The following is a 19,953-nucleotide window of genomic DNA, read 5'->3' on the forward strand; positions in this document are numbered from 1 at the left end:
AGTACGCGTTCGATGCGAGCCGGACTACGGCACACCGGTCCGAATGAGTGACCGAATCCAGCAAAGCGCCGATAGCGACACCGCCGCCCGCGCATCCTGAATCCGGACGCCACGGCTGGCGGGGTTTCGCCGGTAGGTGCGAATACCGATGCTCACCGACCGAATCGAGGAAGTATGCAGACAATCGCGCACTGGGTCGACGGCAAGAGCTTCACCGGAGCCGGCGAGTCGAGCGCGCCGGTGACGAATCCGGCTACCGGCGTGGTGACCGGAGAGGTGGCGCTGGCGAACGTGGCGGACGTGCGGGCCGCAATCGATGCGGCGGCGGCGGCCTTCCCTGGATGGCGCGACGCCTCGCTGGCGCGACGGACACAAGTCCTGTTCCGTTTCCGCGAATTACTCAACGAGCGCAGGCAGGAGCTCGCCCGGTTGATCACCGCCGAACACGGCAAGGTGGGCTCGGATGCGCTCGGCGAGGTGGCGCGCGGCCTGGAGATCGTCGAATTCGCCTGCGGTATCCCACATTTGATCAAGGGTGACTACACCGAGAACGCGTCGACGAAGGTCGACATCTTCTCGATCCGTCAGGCACTCGGCCCGGTGGCGATCATTTCGCCGTTCAATTTCCCCGCGATGGTGCCGATGTGGTTCTTCCCCCTGGCGATCGCGGCCGGGAACACGGTGGTGCTCAAACCGAGCGAGAAGGATCCGTCCGCGTCACTCTGGATGGCCGAACTGTGGCGCGAAGCGGGTTTGCCCGCCGGGGTTTTCAACGTGGTGCAGGGCGATAAGGTCGCGGTCGACGAATTGCTGGACAACCCGGGCATCAAGGCCGTTTCGTTCGTCGGCTCGACACCCATCGCGAAGTACGTCTACCAGCGCGCCACGGCCAACGGCAAGCGCGCGCAGGCGCTGGGCGGCGCCAAGAACCACATGCTGGTGCTGCCGGACGCGGACCTCGAGCTGGCCGCTGATGCCGCGGTCAACGCCGGTTTCGGCTCCGCGGGCGAGCGGTGCATGGCGATCAGCGTGGTGCTCGCGGTCGGCACGGCGGGCGACGAACTGGTCGCCAAAATCTCCGAGCGCGCCCGGACCATCAAGACCGGCGACGGCACCCGCGACACCGACATGGGACCGCTGGTAACGCGCGAACATCGCGATCGGGTCGCCACTTACATCGACGCGGGCGCGGCCGCGGGAGCCACCGTCGTGCTCGACGGGCGAGACGTGACGGCCGATAGCGAATCGGACGGATTCTGGTTGGGGCCAACCATTCTCGACCATGTCGGCCCCGAGATGAGTGTGTACACCGACGAAATCTTCGGCCCTGTCCTTTCGATCGTCCGGGTCGAGAGCTACGAGGCCGGGCTCGCGCTGATCAACTCCAATCCGTATGGCAACGGCACCGCGATCTTCACCAACGACGGCGGCGCGGCACGGCGGTTCCACAACGAGGTGGAGGTCGGCATGGTAGGCATCAATGTGCCGATCCCGGTTCCGATGGCGTACTTCAGCTTCGGCGGCTGGAAGAACTCGCTGTTCGGCGACGCGCACGCGCACGGCACCGAGGGTGTGCAGTTCTTCACCCGTGGCAAGGCGGTCACCAGCCGCTGGCTCGATCCAAGCCACGGCGGGCTGGAACTCGGTTTCCCGCAGAACACCTAGAACCCACCAGCGACGCAGGAGAATTGCCGATGATTTTGTCCGACGGCATCACACCGGACGACGTCCGCACGGCCGCGGCCCGCGCCTACGAACTCGATCGCGAACACGTGTTCCACTCCTGGGCGGCCCAGGCGCACATTACGCCGATGACGATCACTGCCGCGCAGGGCTGCTATGTGTGGGACGGTGACGGCAACCGCCTGCTCGACTTCTCCTCCCAGATGGTCAATACCAATATCGGCCATCAGCATCCGAAAGTCGTTGCGGCGGTGCAGGAGCAGGCGGGCAGGCTGTGCACCGTCGCACCGCAGTACGTCAACGACGCGCGGTCGGAAGCCGCGCGGTTGATCGCGCAGCGCACACCGGGTGCGTTGAACAAGATCTTCTTCACCAATGGCGGCGCCGACGCGGTCGAGCACGCCGTCCGGATGGCTCGGTTGCACACGGGCCGCTACAAGGTGCTCTCGCGCTACCGGTCGTACCACGGCGGCACCGAGACCGCGATCAACCTCACCGGCGACCCGAGACGCTGGCCGAACGATCACGGTAACAGCGGCGTCGTCCACTTCTTCGGCCCGTTCCTCTATCGCTCGCAATTCCATTCGAGCACCGAAGCCGAGGAGACCGAACGCGCGCTGGTCCACCTCGAGCAGACCATTCTGTTCGAGGGGCCCGACACCATCGCCGCGATCATTCTCGAATCCGTCCCGGGAACCGCCGGAATCATGGTCCCGCCACCCGGTTACCTAGCCGGAGTGCGGGCGCTTTGCGACGAACACGGCATCGTCTTCATCGCCGATGAAGTGATGTCGGGCTTCGGACGAACCGGAAAATGGTTCGCGATAGAGCATTTCGAGGGCGTGGTACCGGACCTGCTCACCTTCGCCAAGGGTGTGAACTCCGGGTACGTACCGCTCGGCGGCGTCGCGATCAGCCCCGAGATCGCGGCGAGTTTCGACGATCGGCCCTATCCGGGTGGCCTGACGTATTCGGGACATCCGCTGGCAACCGCGGCGGCGGTAGCCACGATCAACGCCATGCGCGATGAGAGGATCGTCGAGAACGCCGCCGACGTCGGCGCCCGAGTACTCGGCCCCGGCCTGCGAAAACTCGGGCAGCGCCACCCCAGCGTCGGCGAGGTACGCGGTGCGGGTGTGTTCTGGGCGCTGGAACTGGTGCGCGACAAGACAACTCGCGAACCGCTCGCACCCTACGGCGGCACCGGCCCGGCAATGACCGAAGTCGTCGCCGCCTGCCGCGCGGCCGGGCTGTTGATGTTCGTCAATTTCAATAGGCTGCATGTGGTTCCACCGTGCGTCGTTACCGACGCCGAGGTCAAGGAAGGACTGTCGATTCTCGACGACGCCCTCACGCTGGCCGACCGGCACACCGTATGACGGCACTGCACATCCCCCGGCCCGGCAGGCTCAGCCCTGCTGGGCCGCTTCTTGCGCGTGCTGCGCCTGGGCGAGCTGCGGCGGCGTGAAGCGCAGGGTCAGCGCGATCACGCCCGCCACCAGCGCGATAATGGCGCAGACGAACAGCGCCAGTGTGTAACCGCTGCCCAATGCGTCGATCTCGGCCGAGTTCATATCGGCCGCCTTACCGGTTCGACCGCCGAGCGACAATGTGCGCGAGGCCGCGATCGGGGTGAGCAGCCCGATGAACACCGGTGTCGCCAGGTTCATGAACATCTGTCCCACCGCGGACAGCGGACCGATATTGGACTGCGGTACGCCGACCAGAACACACAACGGCGCGAGCACCATTGCCATGCCGACCCCGAGGCCGATCACGATCAGCAGTGGTAGCAACGTCGGCGCATATTGCACGTCACGATCCAGCGTCGAACCGAAAAGCAGCCCAGCAGCCAAGACCACCGCAGCACCGGCGAGCAACCAGCGCGGCGCGACCATCAGCGCGGCCTTGGAGGCGAGCGCGCTGCCGACGCCGATGCCGACGGTGAACGGAATCGAACCCACACCCGCCACCAGCGGGCTGTAGCCGAGCACGTTCTGCAGGAACTGGGCGACGAAGAAGGTCATCGCGCCGAGCACGCCACCGGCCAGGAAGATCAACAGGAAGGTCGCGACGCGATCGCGGCTGTCGAACAGCGACCACGGCAATAGTGGATCCTCGACCCTCCGTTCGACGACAACGAAAACGACAAGCAGCACGACCCCCGCCACCAGGGCGCCGATAATGGCCGGGCTGGTCCATCCCAGCTGCGGACCTTCGGTCGCACCGAAAACGATGGAGGCACAGGCCACCGTGCCGAGCAGGGCACCGCGCACATCGAGCGAGGAACGGTGATGCTCGGTATCGCTCAGTCGGTACCACGCACCCAGGATGATCAGGGCGCCGATCGGCACATTGATCAGGAAGATCCACCGCCAGGACAGCTCGGTGAGCGCCCCGCCGACCACCAGACCGCCGACCGACCCGATACCGACCATCGAGCCGACGATCGCGATCGCCTGATTGCGCGCCTTACCTGGCGCGAAAGTGGTTGCCACCAAGGCGAATGCCGTCGGCGCCGCGACCGCCGCGCCCGCACCCTGCACCGCACGCGCCGCGAGCAGCATGGCCTCGTTCTGCGCGAGCCCACACAGCAGCGAGGCGAAGGTGAACAGTCCCACGCCGACTATCAACATCCGTTTGCGCCCGAACGCGTCGCCGAGCCTGCCGCCGAGCAGCATCAGTCCCGCGAAGGTGAGACCGTAGGAGGTCACCGTCCACGCACCACCCGCGCTGGACATGCCCATCTCCTGCTGCAATCGTGGCAGGGCAAAGATCACCACCGTGCCGTCGAGCACAACCATGAGCTGCAGCCCGCTCAACACGAGGATCGCGAGCCCGAAGGCCCGCTGCTTCACCGGATACTGCATCGTCGCAGCGGGATTATCGAGCACGATGAGCCACTGTAGTTGACCCGTAGGTAGCACCGGGGGCCGACGCGAGCCCGGTTCGCCCGGTCGCCCGCGAATCCGGCTCGGAGGATGACGGACGGCGCACGCGCCGACCCTGCCGGAATTCGCATGTCGGGCCTAATCGGCGGGAGCGGCGTCCGTGGTGAATTTCGCCGTCGGGCCGATCACCACGATGGCGGGTGGGCGGATCCCCTCATCACGAACCCGCGCGGCGACTGTGCCGAGATCCGCGCGCAGCACCCGCTGAGTGCGCAGCGTGCCCTCCTGAATGACGGTCGCCGGAGTATCGACGGCCCGGCCGCCCTCGATCAGCGCGGTCGCGAATTGTTCGATGCGCTCGACCGCCATCATCAGCACAATCGTTCCGCGCAGCCGGGCCAGCGCGGGCCAGTCGACAAGCGAGTCCGGATGGTCCGGCGCGACGTGCCCGCTCACCACCACGAATTCGTGGGTGACGCCGCGATGGGTCACCGGGATGCCCGCTGCCGCCGGGACGGAGATAGGGCTGGTGATACCGGGGACCACCGTGACCGGGACGCCTGCCGCCACGCATGCCTCGACTTCTTCGAACCCGCGGCCGAAGACGTACGGATCGCCGCCCTTGAGCCGCACCACGAATTTCCCCGCTTTGGCGCCATCGATCAGCGCGGAATTGATCGCTTCCTGCGCCATGGCGCGCCCATAGGGGATCTTCGCCGCGTCGATGACCTCGACATCGGGTCCGAGTTCGGCGAGCAGCTCCGGCGGCGCGAGCCGGTCGGCGACAACCAGATCCGCACGCCCCAGCAGCCTGCGCCCGCGCACGGTAATCAGATCCGGATCGCCGGGGCCGCCGCCGACCAGTGCGACTCCCGGCGCGATCGGCGTCGAATCATCGGTCACCACACCGGATTGCAATGCCTCGAGCAGCGCGTTTCGCATCGCCGCCGAGCGTCGATGCTGTCCGCTGGAGAGCACACCCAGCGTCAATCCGTCATAGCGAGCCGTCGCGGGCGTGACGGCGGTGCCGAGCCGGGCGACGTCGGCGCGTACACAAAAGATCCTGCGCCTGGTGGCCTCTGCGACCACGGCCGCGTTGGTCTCGGGTTCGTCGGTGCACGCGATCGCGTACCAGGCGTCCTCCAGATCACCATCGGCATACGCACGCAGGGTGACGGCGAGCTGACCGGATGTCGCCATCCCCTCGACCGCCGGAGTGACCTCACGGCTGATCACGTGCACATCCGCACCGGAGGCGATCAGCAGGCCGAGACGCCGCTGCGCCACCGTCCCGCCGCCGACCACAACGACGCGGCGCCCAACGAGATCGAGCCCGACCAGATAGTTCGGGTCGCCCGCTGGCTGGTCATCGGTGGAGAAAGACGTGTTCGGCACAGTGTGGGAGCCTAAGCCCTGGCGTCGCCATCGCAGCAATCACCCGGCGCGGCCCTCATCGAATGGACAGGCGGCCGCAGCAAGTCGTGGAATCGCTGCGGCCGCGCTTCCTTCCTATACTCGGCCTATGAACCGATGGACTCGAATGGTGCGGGCAGCGGTGGCCATGATCGCGTTGATAGGAATACCGGCAAACGCCGGTGCCGCACAAGCGGATCCGGACCAATATGCCCCGAATCCCGGCATCGAGTCGACCTATCTCCAGCCGGGGCCGTGGGCGGTGACCGAGAAGCTCGGGTTCGGCTGCTGCGATTCCACCGGCGCGAAATTCGACGTCTGGTACCCGACGGATCTGGGCGGGGCGAAACATCCGATCGTGTTGTGGGGCGACGGGACGAAAGCCGTGCCCAGTCAATACACCTACCTGCTTCGGCACCTCGCGTCATGGGGCTTCGTGGTGATCGGCACCGAGAACCAGCAAACCGGTTCCGGCACCGACATTCTCGGCTCACTGAACTTCTTGAAAGAACAGGCCACAACCCCCGCTAGTGTTTTCTACGGGAAGCTCGATACGGCGGCGGCCGGCGCGATCGGGCACTCGCAGGGCGCCACCGGCGTCGTGAACGCGATGCTGGCGTCGGATGGTGCGATCAAGACCGCGGTACCGATCGAAATACCCAAGCAGGCCCTGTGTTCGGAGGCGATCAAATGCACCGACACCCGCAAGCTCACGTCGGGATCGGTGTTCTTCGTCAACGGTTCGGCCGACGGATTCATCTCGCCCTCCACGCAGGCGTTGCCGTGGCAGCTGGCGGGTTTGCAGTCGAATCAGGCGTACTACGAGGCGACCCCGGCCAATGTGGCGAAGGCGTGGGCAACCCTCAACGGTCCTGACCACAATGATGTGCAAGGCCAGCCGGATTGCGCGCAGGCGTCGAATCCCTGTACCAGCGGCGTTTACGGCTACCTCGGATATTCAACGGCGTGGATGATGGCGCAATTGCGCGGCGACGTCGCGGCAATCGAGGCCTTCCGCACCGGCACCGGTGAACTGCTCGCGCCGTCGGCGAACTGGAGCAACCAGGTGAGCACCGTCATGCGCTGAGCAGTGCAGCCGCGCAGGCCGATCGATCGATCGTCGACGGCAATGTCCGTCGACTCGACTGGATGCCATCACAATCGGATAGTGCTTGCCGGGCTCGTCAGCGGAAGTTCGGATATTCCTGCACCCAATGGAAGCCGCCGCGGTGCACCGGATATCGGTCCAGGTCGACCTGTTCCAGTGTGATCGTCACCGGTTTGCCGTTGAGTTGTCCGGTCAGTCGCAACAGATCCGAAGTCGGCTGATCGAAGGTGAAGTTCGCGATCGGGGCGGGCTGCGCGTCCGGCGTTGCCGGCGGCCCCGAGACGACGATCGTGTGCGCGGCGGTGTCCACATTCGTGAGGGTCGGCACCAGGGTACCGTCCATTCGCTGATAGGTAGTGCCTGAAATATCGAAAACAAGCCGCTGCCAACGATTTTCGTCGGTGGTCAAAGGCGGGACCGGATAGCCGTCCATGGTGAACTCCGACACCGTCCAGATCCCGTACAGCGGCGGCTCCGGAGTACCACCCCCACCCTGGTCCCAGTACTTCATACCCATATGCACCCCGCCAGTGAATATCCAGATCCCGAGCACCGCCTGCACCGCGACCGCGATCGCCCTGACCCGGCGGCTGCGGAACGGATCGGGCTGCGTCGCCGGTTCGGAGGGCCGCTGTAGCACCAGCATGTCGGCCAGCCGTCGCGCCTGCGGCGCGAGCACCACCATGCTCAGTAGCACGAGGTGCAGCGAGAGGATCTTGACCGGAACATCGAAGGTCATGTTCAGCACGAAGACCTGGGCCATGCTGACCAGGCTCAGCATCGCACCGATCGTGGCGGTACGTGGCAGGAACAGCAACAGCCCACCCAGCACCTCCGCACAGCCGAGCAAGATTTGGTACACCGGTGACGAGCCGACCTGGTTCCACAGCACCGAGGTGGGACTGAACTCGCCATAGGGTTGCAGCAGCGCCGTGAGCGACGGCTCGGGCATCTGCGTCGGAATCGCCTTGGCCAGCCCATACCAGAGCATCTGCCCGCCCAGGCACAGCCGAATGAAGATCAGGAACCAGGCGTTCAGCCGCTGATAGTTCGGGCGGTGCCGATCCAGCGCGGTCCACGCGACGGTCGCCACCACCGCGACGATCAGCAGACAGACCACGAATGCCCAGATGAACTTCTGGTCGCCACTGCCCGACATGAGATTCAGCGCGACGTCGGTGCCGAAGATCCGCCGCCCGGCCCACTCGATGATCGGACCGAGAGGTCGCCACAACCCGACGATCCAGGAGTCCGGCACCAATGTGGTGAAGTAGCCGGTGAATACGAACAGGATCTGCGGGAAGATTAGGCAGAACAGCCCGAAGTAGACGAAGCCGAACCGAAAGGCGAGGCGCGTCAGGGGATTCCATCGCGGCCGATCCACATCGACGGACGTGTCACCGTCCGGTTCGAGTACCTCCGCACCTTTCGAGTAACTCCGCACTTTTCGAGCACCTCCGCACCTAATGAATCACCAAACCCCCGGGTGTCGCACGTCCCCTCATAACGCACCCACTCGCCACGACAACAGGTTCCGAGCGTAGCGAGATCGAGCACTAAAGTTCGCGGCCGGCTCGCGTCCGAGGGGCAAATGCGATTTTGCGACGAAGTCGCGAGCATTTGCCCCTCGGACGCGAGCCATAGGGGCCGCGAACACGCCGCGCCAGCGGCCAAAAACACAGACCCGAAGATATCCGAACAACCCCTCGCGCACATCCTGCGAGACCCTGATGTTCATCCCCTACTTCCGGCGTACGCGGCTGAACCAAAAGGATGACTCCCGGCGTTGTCAACCCCCGATATCACTCACTGAGTTGTGCACACATTTTCGCGCCGTTCCCCTGCCCAGCGAACTAGAACGCGTTACATTTTGCCCAACTCGATCGTGAAGAGGAGAAGCATGGCCGACGATCCCGATCTCACCGCGCGACGGGAGCTCACCGTCAGCGACCGCGATCTCGACGCCCTTGCCGGCGAGCTGTCCCGGTGGCTCGGTTCGAAGGTCTCCGCCGACCACCCGCCTGCGATCTCGGCGGTGTCGAGGCCGCAGGGCGCCGGGATGTCGAGTCCAACTGTGCTGTTCGACGCCGAATGGAGCGTCGACGGCAGGCCCGACGGAGGATCGTTCGTCGTGCGGATGACACCGGAGGCCGAGTCGTTCCCGGTCTTCGAAAACTACGATCTGGAAACGCAATACAAGGTCATGTCCGGCGTCGCCGCCAACTCCGACGTACCGGTGCCCGAACTGTGCTGGCTGGAAACAGATGAGAAGCCGCTCGGCACAAAGTTTTTCGTGATGAAGCGGATCGACGGCCGAGTGCCGACCGACAATCCGCCCTATGTATTCATCGGTTGGCTGTTCGACGCGAGCACCGAAGAACGCGCCCGCCTCACCGCTGGCACCATCGAGGTGATCGCGAAGGTGCACGCGATATCCGATGCGGCTGCTCGATTCCCCATGCTGGATGGCCCGGGCCAGGCGTTGCGCAGGCATGTCGAATGGCATCGCAAGTGGTATCGCTGGGCGTTGGCCGACGACGGGTTCGGGATCCCGCTTATCGAGCGCGCCTTCGACTGGCTCGACGCGCACTGGCCCGCCGACCCAGGACCCGACGTGCTCAGCTGGGGCGACTCACGACCGGGCAACATCATCTTCGACAAGTTCGACCCGATCGGAGTGCTGGATTGGGAAATGGCCGGGCTCGGTCCGCGCGAACTGGATATCGCGTGGCTCATCTTCATCCACCGGTTCTTCCAGGACCTCGCCACCCAATTCGATCAGCCCGGCCTCGCGGACTTCCTGCGTCGCGACGACGTCGTGGCGAAGTACGAAGAGCTCTCCGGATATACCGTGTCCGACCTCGACTTCTATATCGTCTATGCCGCGCTGCGGCATGCGATCGTAATGGCCAGGGTGAAGCGCCGAATGATCCACTTCGGCGAAGACACCGATACTCCCGATCGCGACGACTACGTCATGCACCGAGCGAGCCTCGAAGCCTTGATCGACGGAACCTACGAGTGGGATTGAGACCGAACATGCCTGCACCCCTTGATGAATACCCGATCCATCAGACTCATCTCTCGTTGGCGAGGGTGGCCAGCAGTGACCGGAACTTCTACGACAGAAGCTATTTCAACGGCCACGACCGCGATGGCGGCAACTTCTTCGTCACTGGCCTCGGTGTCTATCCGAACCTCGGAGTCATCGACGCGTATGCCACGTTCCGGCGGGGTGACACCCAGCGCGCGGTTCGCTTCTCCGACGCGCTCGGTGATCGCAGCCTCGACCAGCGTGTCGGCGGCTACCGCGTCGAGGTTCTGGAGCCGCTCCAGCGGATCCGAGTGATCTGCGAACACGATGACCTCGGCTTCGACCTCACCTGGAACGGCGCGTTCCCGGCCGTCGAAGAACAGCCGCACCTGATCCTCAATGGCAACCGCCCGATCATCCAGGCGACCCGCTTCGCGCAGGTCGGATCGTGGGAGGGGACGCTGCACGTCGACGGCTCCGATCTCACGGTCGATCCAGCCGTGTGGACGGGGACCCGAGATCGGTCGTGGGGCATCCGTCCGGTGGGTGAGCCCGAGCCCGCCGGCCGCGCCGCTGCCGAACCCTCGGGCGGGTTCTGGTGGCTGTATGTGCCGATTCGCTTCGACGATTTCGCCATCGTGGTGATCGTCCAGGAAGAACCCGACGGCAAGCGCACCCTCAATGACGCGACCCGCATCTGGCCCGACGGACGCGTCGAGCAGCTGGGCTGGCCCCGCATCCACATCGAATACTGTTCCGGTACAAGGCATCCCGTGTTCGCGCGACTATCAATGACGGCACCCGACGGTAAACCGATCGAAGTGGAGATCCGGCCCGGAACCAATGTCGCGCTGCACGTCGGCTGCGGCTATGGCGGCGACCCCGACTGGCTGCACGGCCGCTGGATGGGTCGCGACTGGTCAGACAGCACCATCTATGACCTCACCGACCCGGCCATCGCCGCCCGCGTCCCCTACGGCGTCATCGATCATGTAGGCCGGGCCCGCTGCGGCGACGCCGAAGGCTGGGGCCTATTCGAACACGCCAGCCTCGGCCGCCACGCCCCCACCGGCTTCGCGGACTGGACCTCCGTTGCGCCATAGCCGCGCTCGTACCGGTTGGCGCCTGCGCGGACGGGTATTAACGGTGTCCAGCGAAATGTGCCGCGGCGATGACGATGGCGTCGACGGTGCGTTTGGTAACGACGAGCCGACCGGCGCCGGCAAGTAGCGCTGCGGCTTCGGCGACCGAGGCGGTGCCGAGTGCGGAGTGGGTGCGTGATGATGGGGTGGGGACGTCGACTTGCGCGAGTTCCTCGGCCGTGTACGCGAGGATCGGGGCGGTCAGTTGCTCGGCCGCTGCTCGAAGGCCGGGTTCGGCGGCGCGGCGGTCGAGAGTCGCCAGGCAACCTATTGGGTTGTCGCCCAGCACTTCTCCGATAGCGGACAGAATACGGTCGGCGGGGGTACCGGGCCGCAGGCCGAGGCCGACGGCGAGTTCAGCGGGCTTCATGCGCGCAGTCGGTGGCCGCGGCGACGAAGCGCACGACGGCTTCCGGGTTTCCGGCCGGGTGAGTGTGCAGGTAGGACGCGTGCACGCGATGGACCAGCGCACCCTCGTGAACCCTATCCGCGCCGACGCGCCATCCCCACGCGGCGGTGTCGGCACCGGAGACGACCAACCTGGTGCGGTGGAACTCATGTCCGCGCACCTGCTGTCCCGCCCGCCACAGCACGGAATCGGTCAGCGCCACCGCATCTCGGTAACCGAGGGTCAGCCGTGGCCCGAATTCCGCGTCCGCCTCGACCACCCCCGCCATCGGATGTCCATCCAATGACCTGGTCAGATACAACAGTCCCGCACATTCGGCATGTACGGGCAGACCACGGCGTGACTGCTCGCCGATCTGCGCGAGCAACCGAGTATTGGCCGCGAGCTCAGCGGCGTGCTCCTCCGGGAACCCGCCTGGAAGCACCAGACCCGCCGTCCCGACCGGTAGTTCGTCGTGCATCGGATCGAAGACCGCAACCTCCGCCCCCGCAGCCGCCAACAGCTCGCGATGCTCGGCATACCCGAAGGTAAAGGCCGGCCCCCCGGCAATAGCAATCACCGGAGCGAAACCCACTGCAGCAGAGCCTGTCCCGTCAACCACGGCAGCAAGACCGGGATCCCACGCCGGTCCCGATACGGTTGAGCGGGCCAGTGCGGCGATCGCGGGCAGGTCGACGTGTGCGGCGACCAGGTCCGTCATGGCGTCTACCGCGGCGACGGCGGCGGTGCCGTGTTCGACGGCGGGGATGAGGCCGAGGTGGCGGGAGGGGACTTCCAGTTCGGCCATGCGCGGGAGCGATCCGAGGACGGGCAGGCCGACGCGATCACAGGCCTCGCGCAGGACCTGGTCGTGGCGTTCACTGCCGACGCGGTTGAGGATCACGCCGCCGAGACGGATCGAGCTGTCGAAGGTGGCGAATCCGTGCAGCAGCGCAGCCAGGCTCTGACTGTGCCCACGCGCGTCGACCACCAAAATCACTGGCGCGCCGAGTAATCCGGCGACTTGCGCGGTGGATCCTTCGGCGACGGGCGCGGATTGGTTCGCGTCGATGCGCCCGTCGAACAACCCCATCACGCCCTCGACAACCGCTACATCGCAGCCCCGGGCACCGTGCTGGTACAGCGGCACAACACGTTCGGTGCCGACAAGCACCGGATCGAGGTTGCGTCCCGGCCGCCCCGCCGCGAGCCCGTGATATCCCGGATCGATGTAGTCCGGCCCCACCTTGAACGGCGCCACCCGATGTCCGGCCCGCCGCAACGCGCCGATCAACCCGGTCGCCAGGGTCGTTTTCCCACTCCCCGACGCGGGCGCGGCCACCACGACCGCCGGAACACTCATCATGACCGCGCGGCCTCACGATCGGCGAGTGGTACCTGACCGCGGGACCCTCCCGAAGTTCGCCGCAGCCCTGGACCACTCGTCACGACGCCGGTCACCATTCGATGCCGCGCTGGCCTTTTCGGCCTGCGTCCATGGGATGTTTGATCTTGGTCATTTCGGTGACCAGGTCGGCGGCGTCGAGGAGGGGCTGGGGAGCGTCGCGGCCGGTGATGACGACGTGCTGGTTGCCGGGACGGTTGCGCAGCGTATCGACCACCTCGTCGATGTCGACCCAACCCCACTTCAGCGGATAGGTGAATTCGTCCAGGACATAGAATCGGTGCTGTTCGGCTCGCAGCCGGCGGGCGATTTCCTGCCAACCCGCGAGCGCGGCGGCGGCATGGTCCTCATCGCTGCCGGGTTTGCGCGACCACGACCATCCTTCACCCATTTTGTGCCATTCGACCGCGCCGCCGACTCCGCTCTCCTCATGCAGGGTGCCGAGGGTGCGAAAGGCGGCTTCCTCGCCGACCTTCCATTTGGCGCTCTTCACGAACTGGAAGACCGCCACATCGAACCCCTGGTTCCAGGCGCGCAATGCCATCCCGAACGCCGCGGTCGATTTCCCCTTGCCCGGCCCTGTATGGACCGCGAGTACCGGCTGATTGCGGCGCTGCCGTGTCGTCAGCCCGTCATCGGGAACGGTCTCCGGAACACCCTTGGGCATGTGCTATTCCTTCCTGATATTTCGGCCGCCCGGTCGAATACGCCGGGTACCCGGCGCTGCGGCCCGCGCTGAGCTCACCGGTCCGCGTCGGCGAATTCTGTTCGGACACTATTTGATCGAACGCTACGGAAATAGCCGACCGAAAATACGCGCGGACCGATGACTGCCCGAATCACGCGGCGCGCATTCCGGCACGTCCAGATCCGGCCCGCACGACATCGGCCACCGATTCGCCGGACAGTTCGGCCAGCCGCAGATATCCGGCCCGCAGGTCACGAGCCAACTCGGCGGCGAGACCGAGGCGGACGATGCCGCGTTCGCAATCGACGACGATCGATGTCACGGCGTCATGGGCAAGCAATCCGGCGGCGGCGCGGGCACGCGGCACCGGGTCGGCACCACCGGTGGCGCGACCGTCGGTGAGCAGCACCAGCATCGGCCGACGGTGCGGGTCGCGAACCCGCTCGCGGCCGATCACCTCCCGAGCCTTCAAAAGCCCTGCGGCGAGCGGAGTCTTGCCTCCGGTGCGCATGCCGGACAGGCGGCGCACCGCGATGTCGACCGAGGAGGTAGGCGGCAGCACGAGTTCGGCTTCCTGACCCCGCACGGTGATCACGGCGACCTTGTCGCGGCGCTGGTATGCGTCGCGCAGCAGCGCGACCACGGCACCGGTGACGGCGGAGAGCCGGTCCCTGGATGCCATGGATCCGGACGCGTCGACCACGAAGATGACCAGATTACCTTCGCGCCCTTCGCGATACGCGCCGCGCAGATCATCCGAGACCAGCTTCAGCGGTCCATCGGCACGGCCACGTGTGCGCTGATGCGGTGCCGCGGCGAAAACGGTGCCGAGCAGGTGCAGACCGGTGGACGCGTCGGTGGTGGAACGCACCGTGCGCCCCTGCTTGGTCTGCGCGCGTGAACGGCGGCCTGCGGCACCCTCGCCGACGCCCGGGACCTCCCATCGGGGCGGGGACACCGAAGATGAAGCGGGAGTAGCGGTTCGGCCTTCGCGAGCGGAAGGCGACTGTCCGCCACCCGGTCCACCGTCGGGGCCGTCGTCCTCGGGTCCATCATCGTTCGGGGAATCGGAAGTGTCGCCGGTGGAGCCCGATTCCGGATCGTCGATCCGGTCGCCCGAATCGGATTCATCCGTACCGGGGGCGGACCGCTCGTTGTAGTCCGGTTCGGATTCCGCACGGTCCGTGGAGTTCTCGCCGCCCGATTGCTGATCGGCCGCCCGCGCCACTTCTTCCTCGGCATCGCGCATCGCGTCGTCGAGCTGGTCTTCGCTGATGCCAGGCTCGTCGAACGGATCGCGCCGACGGCGATGCGGCAGTGCCAACTCCACGGCGACCCGCACATCCTCTTCGCCGACAGTCTCAGCGCCCCGCCACGCCGCATGCGCGGTCGCCGCCCGCGCGACCACCAGGTCCGCGCGCATCCCGTCCACATCGAAAGACGCACATAACGCCGCGATTCGGCGGAGCTCCACATTATCGAGTGTGACGGCGGCGACCCGGTCGCGGGCGGTCAGTATGCGCTCGGCAATCGCACGATCGGCCGCGAGGTAGCGGCCGGCGAACCCGGCCGGGTCGGCCTCGTAATCCAATCGGCGGCGCACCACCGCCATCCGCACACCCACCTCACGCGAGGCGGCGACATCGACGGTGAGCCCGAACCGGTCGAGCAGTTGCGGGCGCAGCTCGCCTTCCTCCGGGTTCATGGTGCCAACGAGCACGAATCGCGCCGGATGCGAATGGGAAACGCCGTCGCGTTCGATATGCACCCGCCCCATCGCCGCCGCGTCGAGCAGCACGTCCACGAGATGGTCGTGCAGCAGATTCACCTCGTCGACGTACAGCACACCGTGATGGGCTGCGGCCAGCAGCCCTGGCCGGAATGCCTGTTCACCGTCGCGCAGCACCCGTTCCAGATCCAATGAACCGACCACGCGGTCCTCGGTCGCTCCGACCGGCAATTCCACCAGCCGCGCCGGGCGCGCCCCGGTCTCGCCCGCCACCGGCGGCAGCAATTGCGCCAACGCCCGCACCACGGTCGACTTGGCGGTCCCCTTCTCTCCACGCACCAGGACACCGCCGATACCCGGGTGCACCGCGCACAGAATCAGCGCGAGCTGTAACCGCTCCTGCCCCACCACCGCCGAAAACGGGAATCCCACCTCACCGTCCGCCCGCGCACGCGCCCCGGTCGACGAAGCGTCTGATGATGTGGTTTCAGCATGGGACGAAGACACGCTCCGACTCTATTCGCGCGGCCCCGCCGACCCGCGAGCGCCCCACCCAGACCCCGAAAACCGGTGCCCGCCGCAAAATCTCGAGGCGGGCGCCGGTTGCGAACGAGTTCTATCCCCGACGCATCGGGAGGTGCATGATGCCGTCGTCGTCGAACTCGTCGCCGTCCGGTTTGAAACCGTGCTTGGCGTACATGTCCATCAGATAGGTCTGTGCGTTCAAGCGCACGGTGGCCGAACCGACCTCGGCGAGCGCAGCCTGCAACAACCTGGTGGTGTACCCGTGGCCGCGCGCCGGAACCGCGGTGCACAGGCGTCCGATCCGGAAGGACTTCACGCCATCGTCGTGCTCCTCCAGCAGGCGCAGGGTGCAGATCGCCTCACCCTCGTCATCGAGCCAGAAGTGCCGGGTCTCCGGCAGCAGGTCGAGCCCGTCCAACTCCGGATACGCGCACTTCTGTTCGACCACAAAGACTTCCACGCGCAATTTCAACAGCTGATAAAGGGTGGCGGTGTCGAGATCCTGCGCCCATGACCGTTTGAGTGCAACCGTTGACATCATCGCGTTTTGTTACCACACCTTCGCGGTCGGCGCGACCGCGTCGCGGTTCGCGGTGTTGTCCGACACGCGGGTCAGGTGCAGCGTCTTCGACGACCAGTCCGACACCTCGCGGTAGAGGGCCTGGTTCTCGGAGAGCTTGACGCCCAGCGAGGGGACCATTTCCTTCAGCTTCGGCGTCCAGTTTTCGTACTCGCTCGGGAAGCAGCGTCGCAGGACATCGATCATGGCGCTGACGCCGGTGGACGCGCCGGGCGACGCGCCGAGCAAACCCGCGATGGTGCCGTCCCCAGCGGTGATCACGGCGGTACCGAATTCGAGTACACCGCCCGCGCCCTTGCGCCGGATCACCTGGACACGCTGGCCCGCGGTGATCAGCTCCCAGTCGCGGCCTTCGGCGCGGGGGACGAACTCCTTCATGGTGTCCACCTTGCCCGCCTCGGACTTCAACAGCTCGGTGATCAGGTACTTGGTCAGCCCGAACTCGGTCGCGCCGACGCCGAGCAGCGAGAAGATGTTGTTGGGCTTCACCGATTTGAAAAGGTCTACGTTCGAGCCGTCCTTGAGAAACTTCGGTGTCCATCCGGCGTACGGGCCGAACAGCAGTCCGGGCCGACCCTTGATGACGCGAGTGTCCAAGTGCGGCACCGACATCGGCGGCGCGCCGACGGCGGCCTTTCCGTACACCTTGGCCTCGTGCCGCTGAATGAGCGCGGGGTTGGTGCAGCGGAAGAACTGGCCGCTGACCGGGAACCCGCCGAAGCCCTTGGCCTCCTTGATCCCCGACTTCTGCAGCAGCGGCAGCGCGCCGCCACCGGCGCCGACGAAGACGAATTTGCTGATGAGCGTGCGGGTTCGGCGCGTGCGCAGGTTGCGCACCTTGACCAGCCAGGATCCGTCGGACTGCTTGGTGAGGTCGGTGACCTCGTGACCGAAGGCCAGATCCGCGCCGGAAGCGCCGAGGTAGGCGAGCAGTTCGGCGGTGAGCGAACCGAAGTCGATATCGGTGCCCGCGTCGGTCCAGTTCAACGCGACCGGCTCGGAGAAGTCGCGGCCCTTGGACATCAGCGGCAGTCGCCGGGCGAATTCGTCGGGCGAATCGATGTACTCCATGCCTTCGAACAACGGGTGCCGCGACAGCGCCTCGTACCGCTTGCGCAGGTAGTCGACGTTGTCCGCGCCGTGCACGAAGCTGACGTGTGGGATGGGGTTGATAAAGGCCGACGGATCACCGAGCAGGCCGTTTTCCACACCGTAGGACCAGAACTGGCGCGACACCTGGAAGCGCTCGTTGATGTCGATGGCCTTGCTGACATCGACGGACCCGTCAGGGTTCTGCGGGCTGTAGTTCAGCTCGCACAGCGCCGAGTGACCGGTGCCCGCGTTGTTCCACGGGTCGCTGCTCTCCGCGGCGGCGGCGTCGAGGCGCTCGAAGAGCGAGACCGACCAATCCGGCTGCAGCTGCCGAAGCAGCGCGCCCAGGGTGGCACTCATGATGCCGGCACCGATGAGTACCACATCGGTCTTTTCAGTCATGGCAGCGTTCGGCACGGGTAGATCGACTTCCTTGTCCTTCTGCGACGGTCCACCGGCACGGGTGGCCCGCCTGGGCACGGGCGCTATGAACTTTTTCGAGCCTGGTGTGACTCGGCGGGATGTAGGTTACCCGCCGTTCACCTAGGTCCAATTGTGCACCTCACCGCTCCCGTCACCGACAGCGAACCTGCCGAATGTGACATAGATTCCTTCGGGGTTCGATGGCCGATCCGGCGCTGACGTCGCTTAGATTGGTTGTCGTGACGAACGAAACCCCGCGGGGCGTGTCGGATATCACGGCCGGCGAGCAGTGGCAACCAGACGTTCTCGGCGTGGGATACGAGCAGCGAACACTGCCGCTGGGACCTGATCCCGACGGTGAGGGCGATGCCGTGGCCACACTCGTTCGCCACACGGCGGATTCCGGTGCCGCGGCTACCGAGCCCGCGGTGCTCTATGTGCACGGCTTCACCGACTACTTCTTTCAGCAGCACCTCGCCGAGCACTTCGCCGATCGTGGCCACCGCTTCTACGCCCTGGATCTGCGCAAGTGCGGACGGTCGCTGCGGGCCGGGCAGACCCCGCATTTCGTGACCGATCTCGCGCTCTACGACGACGAGCTCAACGAGTCGCTGCGGATCGTGCGAGAGGAGACCGGCGGCGAAGTGCTGCTGGTCGCGCATTCCACCGGCGGGCTGATCGTGCCGCTATGGCTGGACCGGCGCAATCGCGCCACCGGCACTGTCGCGGCGGGCATCAACGGCCTAGTGCTCAACAGCCCGTGGTTCGACCTGCAGGGCCCCTCCTACTACCGCACTGTCGGGACTCCGGTGATCAACGCGCTCGGCCGATTCCGGTCGATGATCGAGCTGCCCGCCCCGGCGTCCAGCTCTTACGGTGACAGCTTGCACCACAGCGTGGCCGGCGAGTGGGACTACAACCTCGATTGGAAACCGCTGAGCGGCTTCCCGATCCGCTTCGGCTGGTTGCGGGCGATCCGCAATGGCCACGCCCGGCTGCATGAGGGCCTCGATGTCGGTGTACCCGCACTGATTCTGCGGTCCAAGATCACCAGGTTCGCCCGCGAATACGGCCCCGCCGTCGATGTGGCGGACGCGGTGCTCGACGTCAAACAGATCCAGCGCTGGTCGGGTTGTCTCGGCGAGCGCACCAATATCGTCCCCATCGATGGCGCACGCCACGATGTATTCCTGTCGTCGGCGCAACCGCTGGCGCGGGCGTTCGATGAACTCGACAGCTGGCTGGATTGGCTGGCCGTCTACCTGCGCAAGTCCGCGTCACCAGAGGCTGGTGCGTAACACGATCTGGGTGGCCAGTTCGTGGTCGGCCTCGGTCGCGACATTGTCGACGTCGATCTCCACCATGCGGAATTCGCCGTAGACGTAGCGGCCCGAGGCTTCCGCGACCGCGCGTGGCAGGTTCTTGGTGACCAGCAGCGTCGCCGACAGCTCCACCGGTCGGCAACCGGCGTCGGCCACCGTGCCGTCCGCACCCGGTGTGGCGGGGTGACCGCGGTCGGCGACCACGAGGCTGATGAAGCGGCCGAAACCGCCCGCGCACAGCTGCCAGCCCAGTTCGGCCCCGGCCCCGCGGCCTGCGACATTCACCCAGGGCACCCCGAGCTCGTCGAGGATGGCGTACACACCCGCCGGGTCGAGGTCCGCTATCGATTCCACCGCGATCGTGCGCAGGTCCGAAGTGTGCAATCGAGCGCATACCTGGTCGTACACGTCGACCGGATCACCCGTGTCGGGCAACAGCAGCACGCTGTGCCGGGATTCGGGCCCGTCGACCCGCACGGTCCATGCCCGGTCACCGACCGTGATCCGCCGAGATTTCATGACGGAAGACG

16 protein-coding genes are annotated in these 19,953 nt (G+C 66.1%); 6 read left to right on the plus strand and 10 right to left on the minus strand.

The window, feature by feature from the left end:
• Window positions 1-174 precede the first annotated feature (174 nt).
• Both LKE06_RS29740 and LKE06_RS29745 read left to right on the plus strand, forming a co-directional pair.
• Window positions 175-1,665, plus strand: a complete 1,491-nt coding sequence (locus LKE06_RS29740; protein WP_228002747.1) for a CoA-acylating methylmalonate-semialdehyde dehydrogenase — start codon at window positions 175-177, stop codon at window positions 1,663-1,665.
• A gap of 29 nt (window positions 1,666-1,694) precedes the next feature.
• Window positions 1,695-3,062, plus strand: a complete 1,368-nt coding sequence (locus tag LKE06_RS29745; protein ID WP_228002748.1) for an aspartate aminotransferase family protein — start codon at window positions 1,695-1,697, stop codon at window positions 3,060-3,062.
• A 30-nt stretch (window positions 3,063-3,092) separates the two neighbouring features.
• Here the strand turns inward: LKE06_RS29745 and LKE06_RS29750 are convergent, their stop codons facing one another.
• Together LKE06_RS29750 and cobA are read right to left on the minus strand one after the other, a co-directional pair.
• On the minus strand, window positions 3,093-4,553 hold the full coding sequence (locus LKE06_RS29750) for an MFS transporter (RefSeq protein WP_228003262.1): 1,461 nt from the start codon (window positions 4,551-4,553) through the stop codon (window positions 3,093-3,095).
• Between the two features lie 159 nt (window positions 4,554-4,712).
• Window positions 4,713-5,969, minus strand: coding sequence for a uroporphyrinogen-III C-methyltransferase (gene cobA, locus LKE06_RS29755; protein WP_228002749.1), 1,257 nt, complete (start codon window positions 5,967-5,969; stop codon window positions 4,713-4,715).
• Between the two features lie 127 nt (window positions 5,970-6,096).
• On the opposite strand from cobA, the gene LKE06_RS29760 reads away from it, so the two are divergent.
• A complete protein-coding gene (locus LKE06_RS29760; protein ID WP_228002751.1) occupies window positions 6,097-7,074 on the plus strand; it encodes a poly(ethylene terephthalate) hydrolase family protein in 978 nt (325 codons plus the stop codon).
• 97 nt (window positions 7,075-7,171) lie between these two features.
• On the opposite strand, the gene LKE06_RS29765 is transcribed toward LKE06_RS29760, so the two are convergent.
• Window positions 7,172-8,539, minus strand: a complete 1,368-nt coding sequence (locus LKE06_RS29765; RefSeq protein ID WP_228002753.1) for a DoxX family protein — start codon at window positions 8,537-8,539, stop codon at window positions 7,172-7,174.
• A gap of 456 nt (window positions 8,540-8,995) precedes the next feature.
• On the opposite strand from LKE06_RS29765, the gene LKE06_RS29770 reads away from it, so the two are divergent.
• Both LKE06_RS29770 and LKE06_RS29775 read left to right on the plus strand, forming a co-directional pair.
• Window positions 8,996-10,126 carry a phosphotransferase family protein gene (locus LKE06_RS29770; protein WP_228002755.1) on the plus strand — a complete coding sequence of 377 codons (1,131 nt, stop codon included), beginning with the start codon at window positions 8,996-8,998 and terminating at the stop codon, window positions 10,124-10,126.
• A gap of 8 nt (window positions 10,127-10,134) precedes the next feature.
• Complete coding sequence (locus LKE06_RS29775; RefSeq protein ID WP_228002757.1) at window positions 10,135-11,232, plus strand: Rv3169 family protein; 1,098 nt, start codon at window positions 10,135-10,137, stop codon at window positions 11,230-11,232.
• 37 nt (window positions 11,233-11,269) lie between these two features.
• Here the strand turns inward: LKE06_RS29775 and LKE06_RS29780 are convergent, their stop codons facing one another.
• The 6 genes from LKE06_RS29780 to mqo all read right to left on the minus strand — a co-directional run bounded on the left by LKE06_RS29780 (window position 11,270) and on the right by mqo (window position 18,080).
• Window positions 11,270-11,641 carry a cobalamin biosynthesis protein gene (locus LKE06_RS29780; protein ID WP_228002759.1) on the minus strand — a complete coding sequence of 124 codons (372 nt, stop codon included), beginning with the start codon at window positions 11,639-11,641 and terminating at the stop codon, window positions 11,270-11,272.
• The gene (locus tag LKE06_RS29785; RefSeq protein WP_228002761.1) at window positions 11,628-13,022 is read right to left on the minus strand and encodes a cobyrinic acid a,c-diamide synthase CobB; all 1,395 of its coding nucleotides are present in this window, start codon (window positions 13,020-13,022) and stop codon (window positions 11,628-11,630) included. The genes LKE06_RS29780 and LKE06_RS29785 overlap by 14 nt, the downstream gene beginning before the upstream one ends.
• 94 nt (window positions 13,023-13,116) lie before the next feature.
• On the minus strand, window positions 13,117-13,731 hold the full coding sequence (gene cobO, locus LKE06_RS29790; RefSeq protein WP_228002763.1) for a cob(I)yrinic acid a,c-diamide adenosyltransferase: 615 nt from the start codon (window positions 13,729-13,731) through the stop codon (window positions 13,117-13,119).
• A gap of 172 nt (window positions 13,732-13,903) precedes the next feature.
• Window positions 13,904-15,988 carry a VWA domain-containing protein gene (locus tag LKE06_RS29795; protein ID WP_372477446.1) on the minus strand — a complete coding sequence of 695 codons (2,085 nt, stop codon included), beginning with the start codon at window positions 15,986-15,988 and terminating at the stop codon, window positions 13,904-13,906.
• 109 nt (window positions 15,989-16,097) lie between these two features.
• Window positions 16,098-16,547: a GNAT family N-acetyltransferase gene (locus LKE06_RS29800; protein ID WP_228002764.1), complete on the minus strand. Its 450-nt coding sequence runs from the start codon at window positions 16,545-16,547 to the stop codon at window positions 16,098-16,100.
• 9 nt (window positions 16,548-16,556) lie between these two features.
• On the minus strand, window positions 16,557-18,080 hold the full coding sequence (mqo, locus tag LKE06_RS29805) for a malate dehydrogenase (quinone) (protein ID WP_228002766.1): 1,524 nt from the start codon (window positions 18,078-18,080) through the stop codon (window positions 16,557-16,559).
• Between the two features lie 260 nt (window positions 18,081-18,340).
• Between mqo and LKE06_RS29810 the strand changes: the two genes are divergently transcribed.
• The gene (locus tag LKE06_RS29810) at window positions 18,341-19,399 is read left to right on the plus strand and encodes an alpha/beta hydrolase (RefSeq protein ID WP_228002769.1); all 1,059 of its coding nucleotides are present in this window, start codon (window positions 18,341-18,343) and stop codon (window positions 19,397-19,399) included.
• Here the strand turns inward: LKE06_RS29810 and LKE06_RS29815 are convergent.
• The gene (locus LKE06_RS29815; protein WP_228002770.1) at window positions 19,379-19,942 is read right to left on the minus strand and encodes an alpha/beta hydrolase; all 564 of its coding nucleotides are present in this window, start codon (window positions 19,940-19,942) and stop codon (window positions 19,379-19,381) included. The genes LKE06_RS29810 and LKE06_RS29815 overlap by 21 nt on opposite strands.
• Window positions 19,943-19,953: the final 11 nt, after the last annotated feature.

The organism is Nocardia australiensis, from assembly GCF_020733705.1.
In the GTDB taxonomy this organism is placed as follows: Bacteria; Actinomycetota; Actinomycetes; order Mycobacteriales; family Mycobacteriaceae; genus Nocardia; species Nocardia australiensis.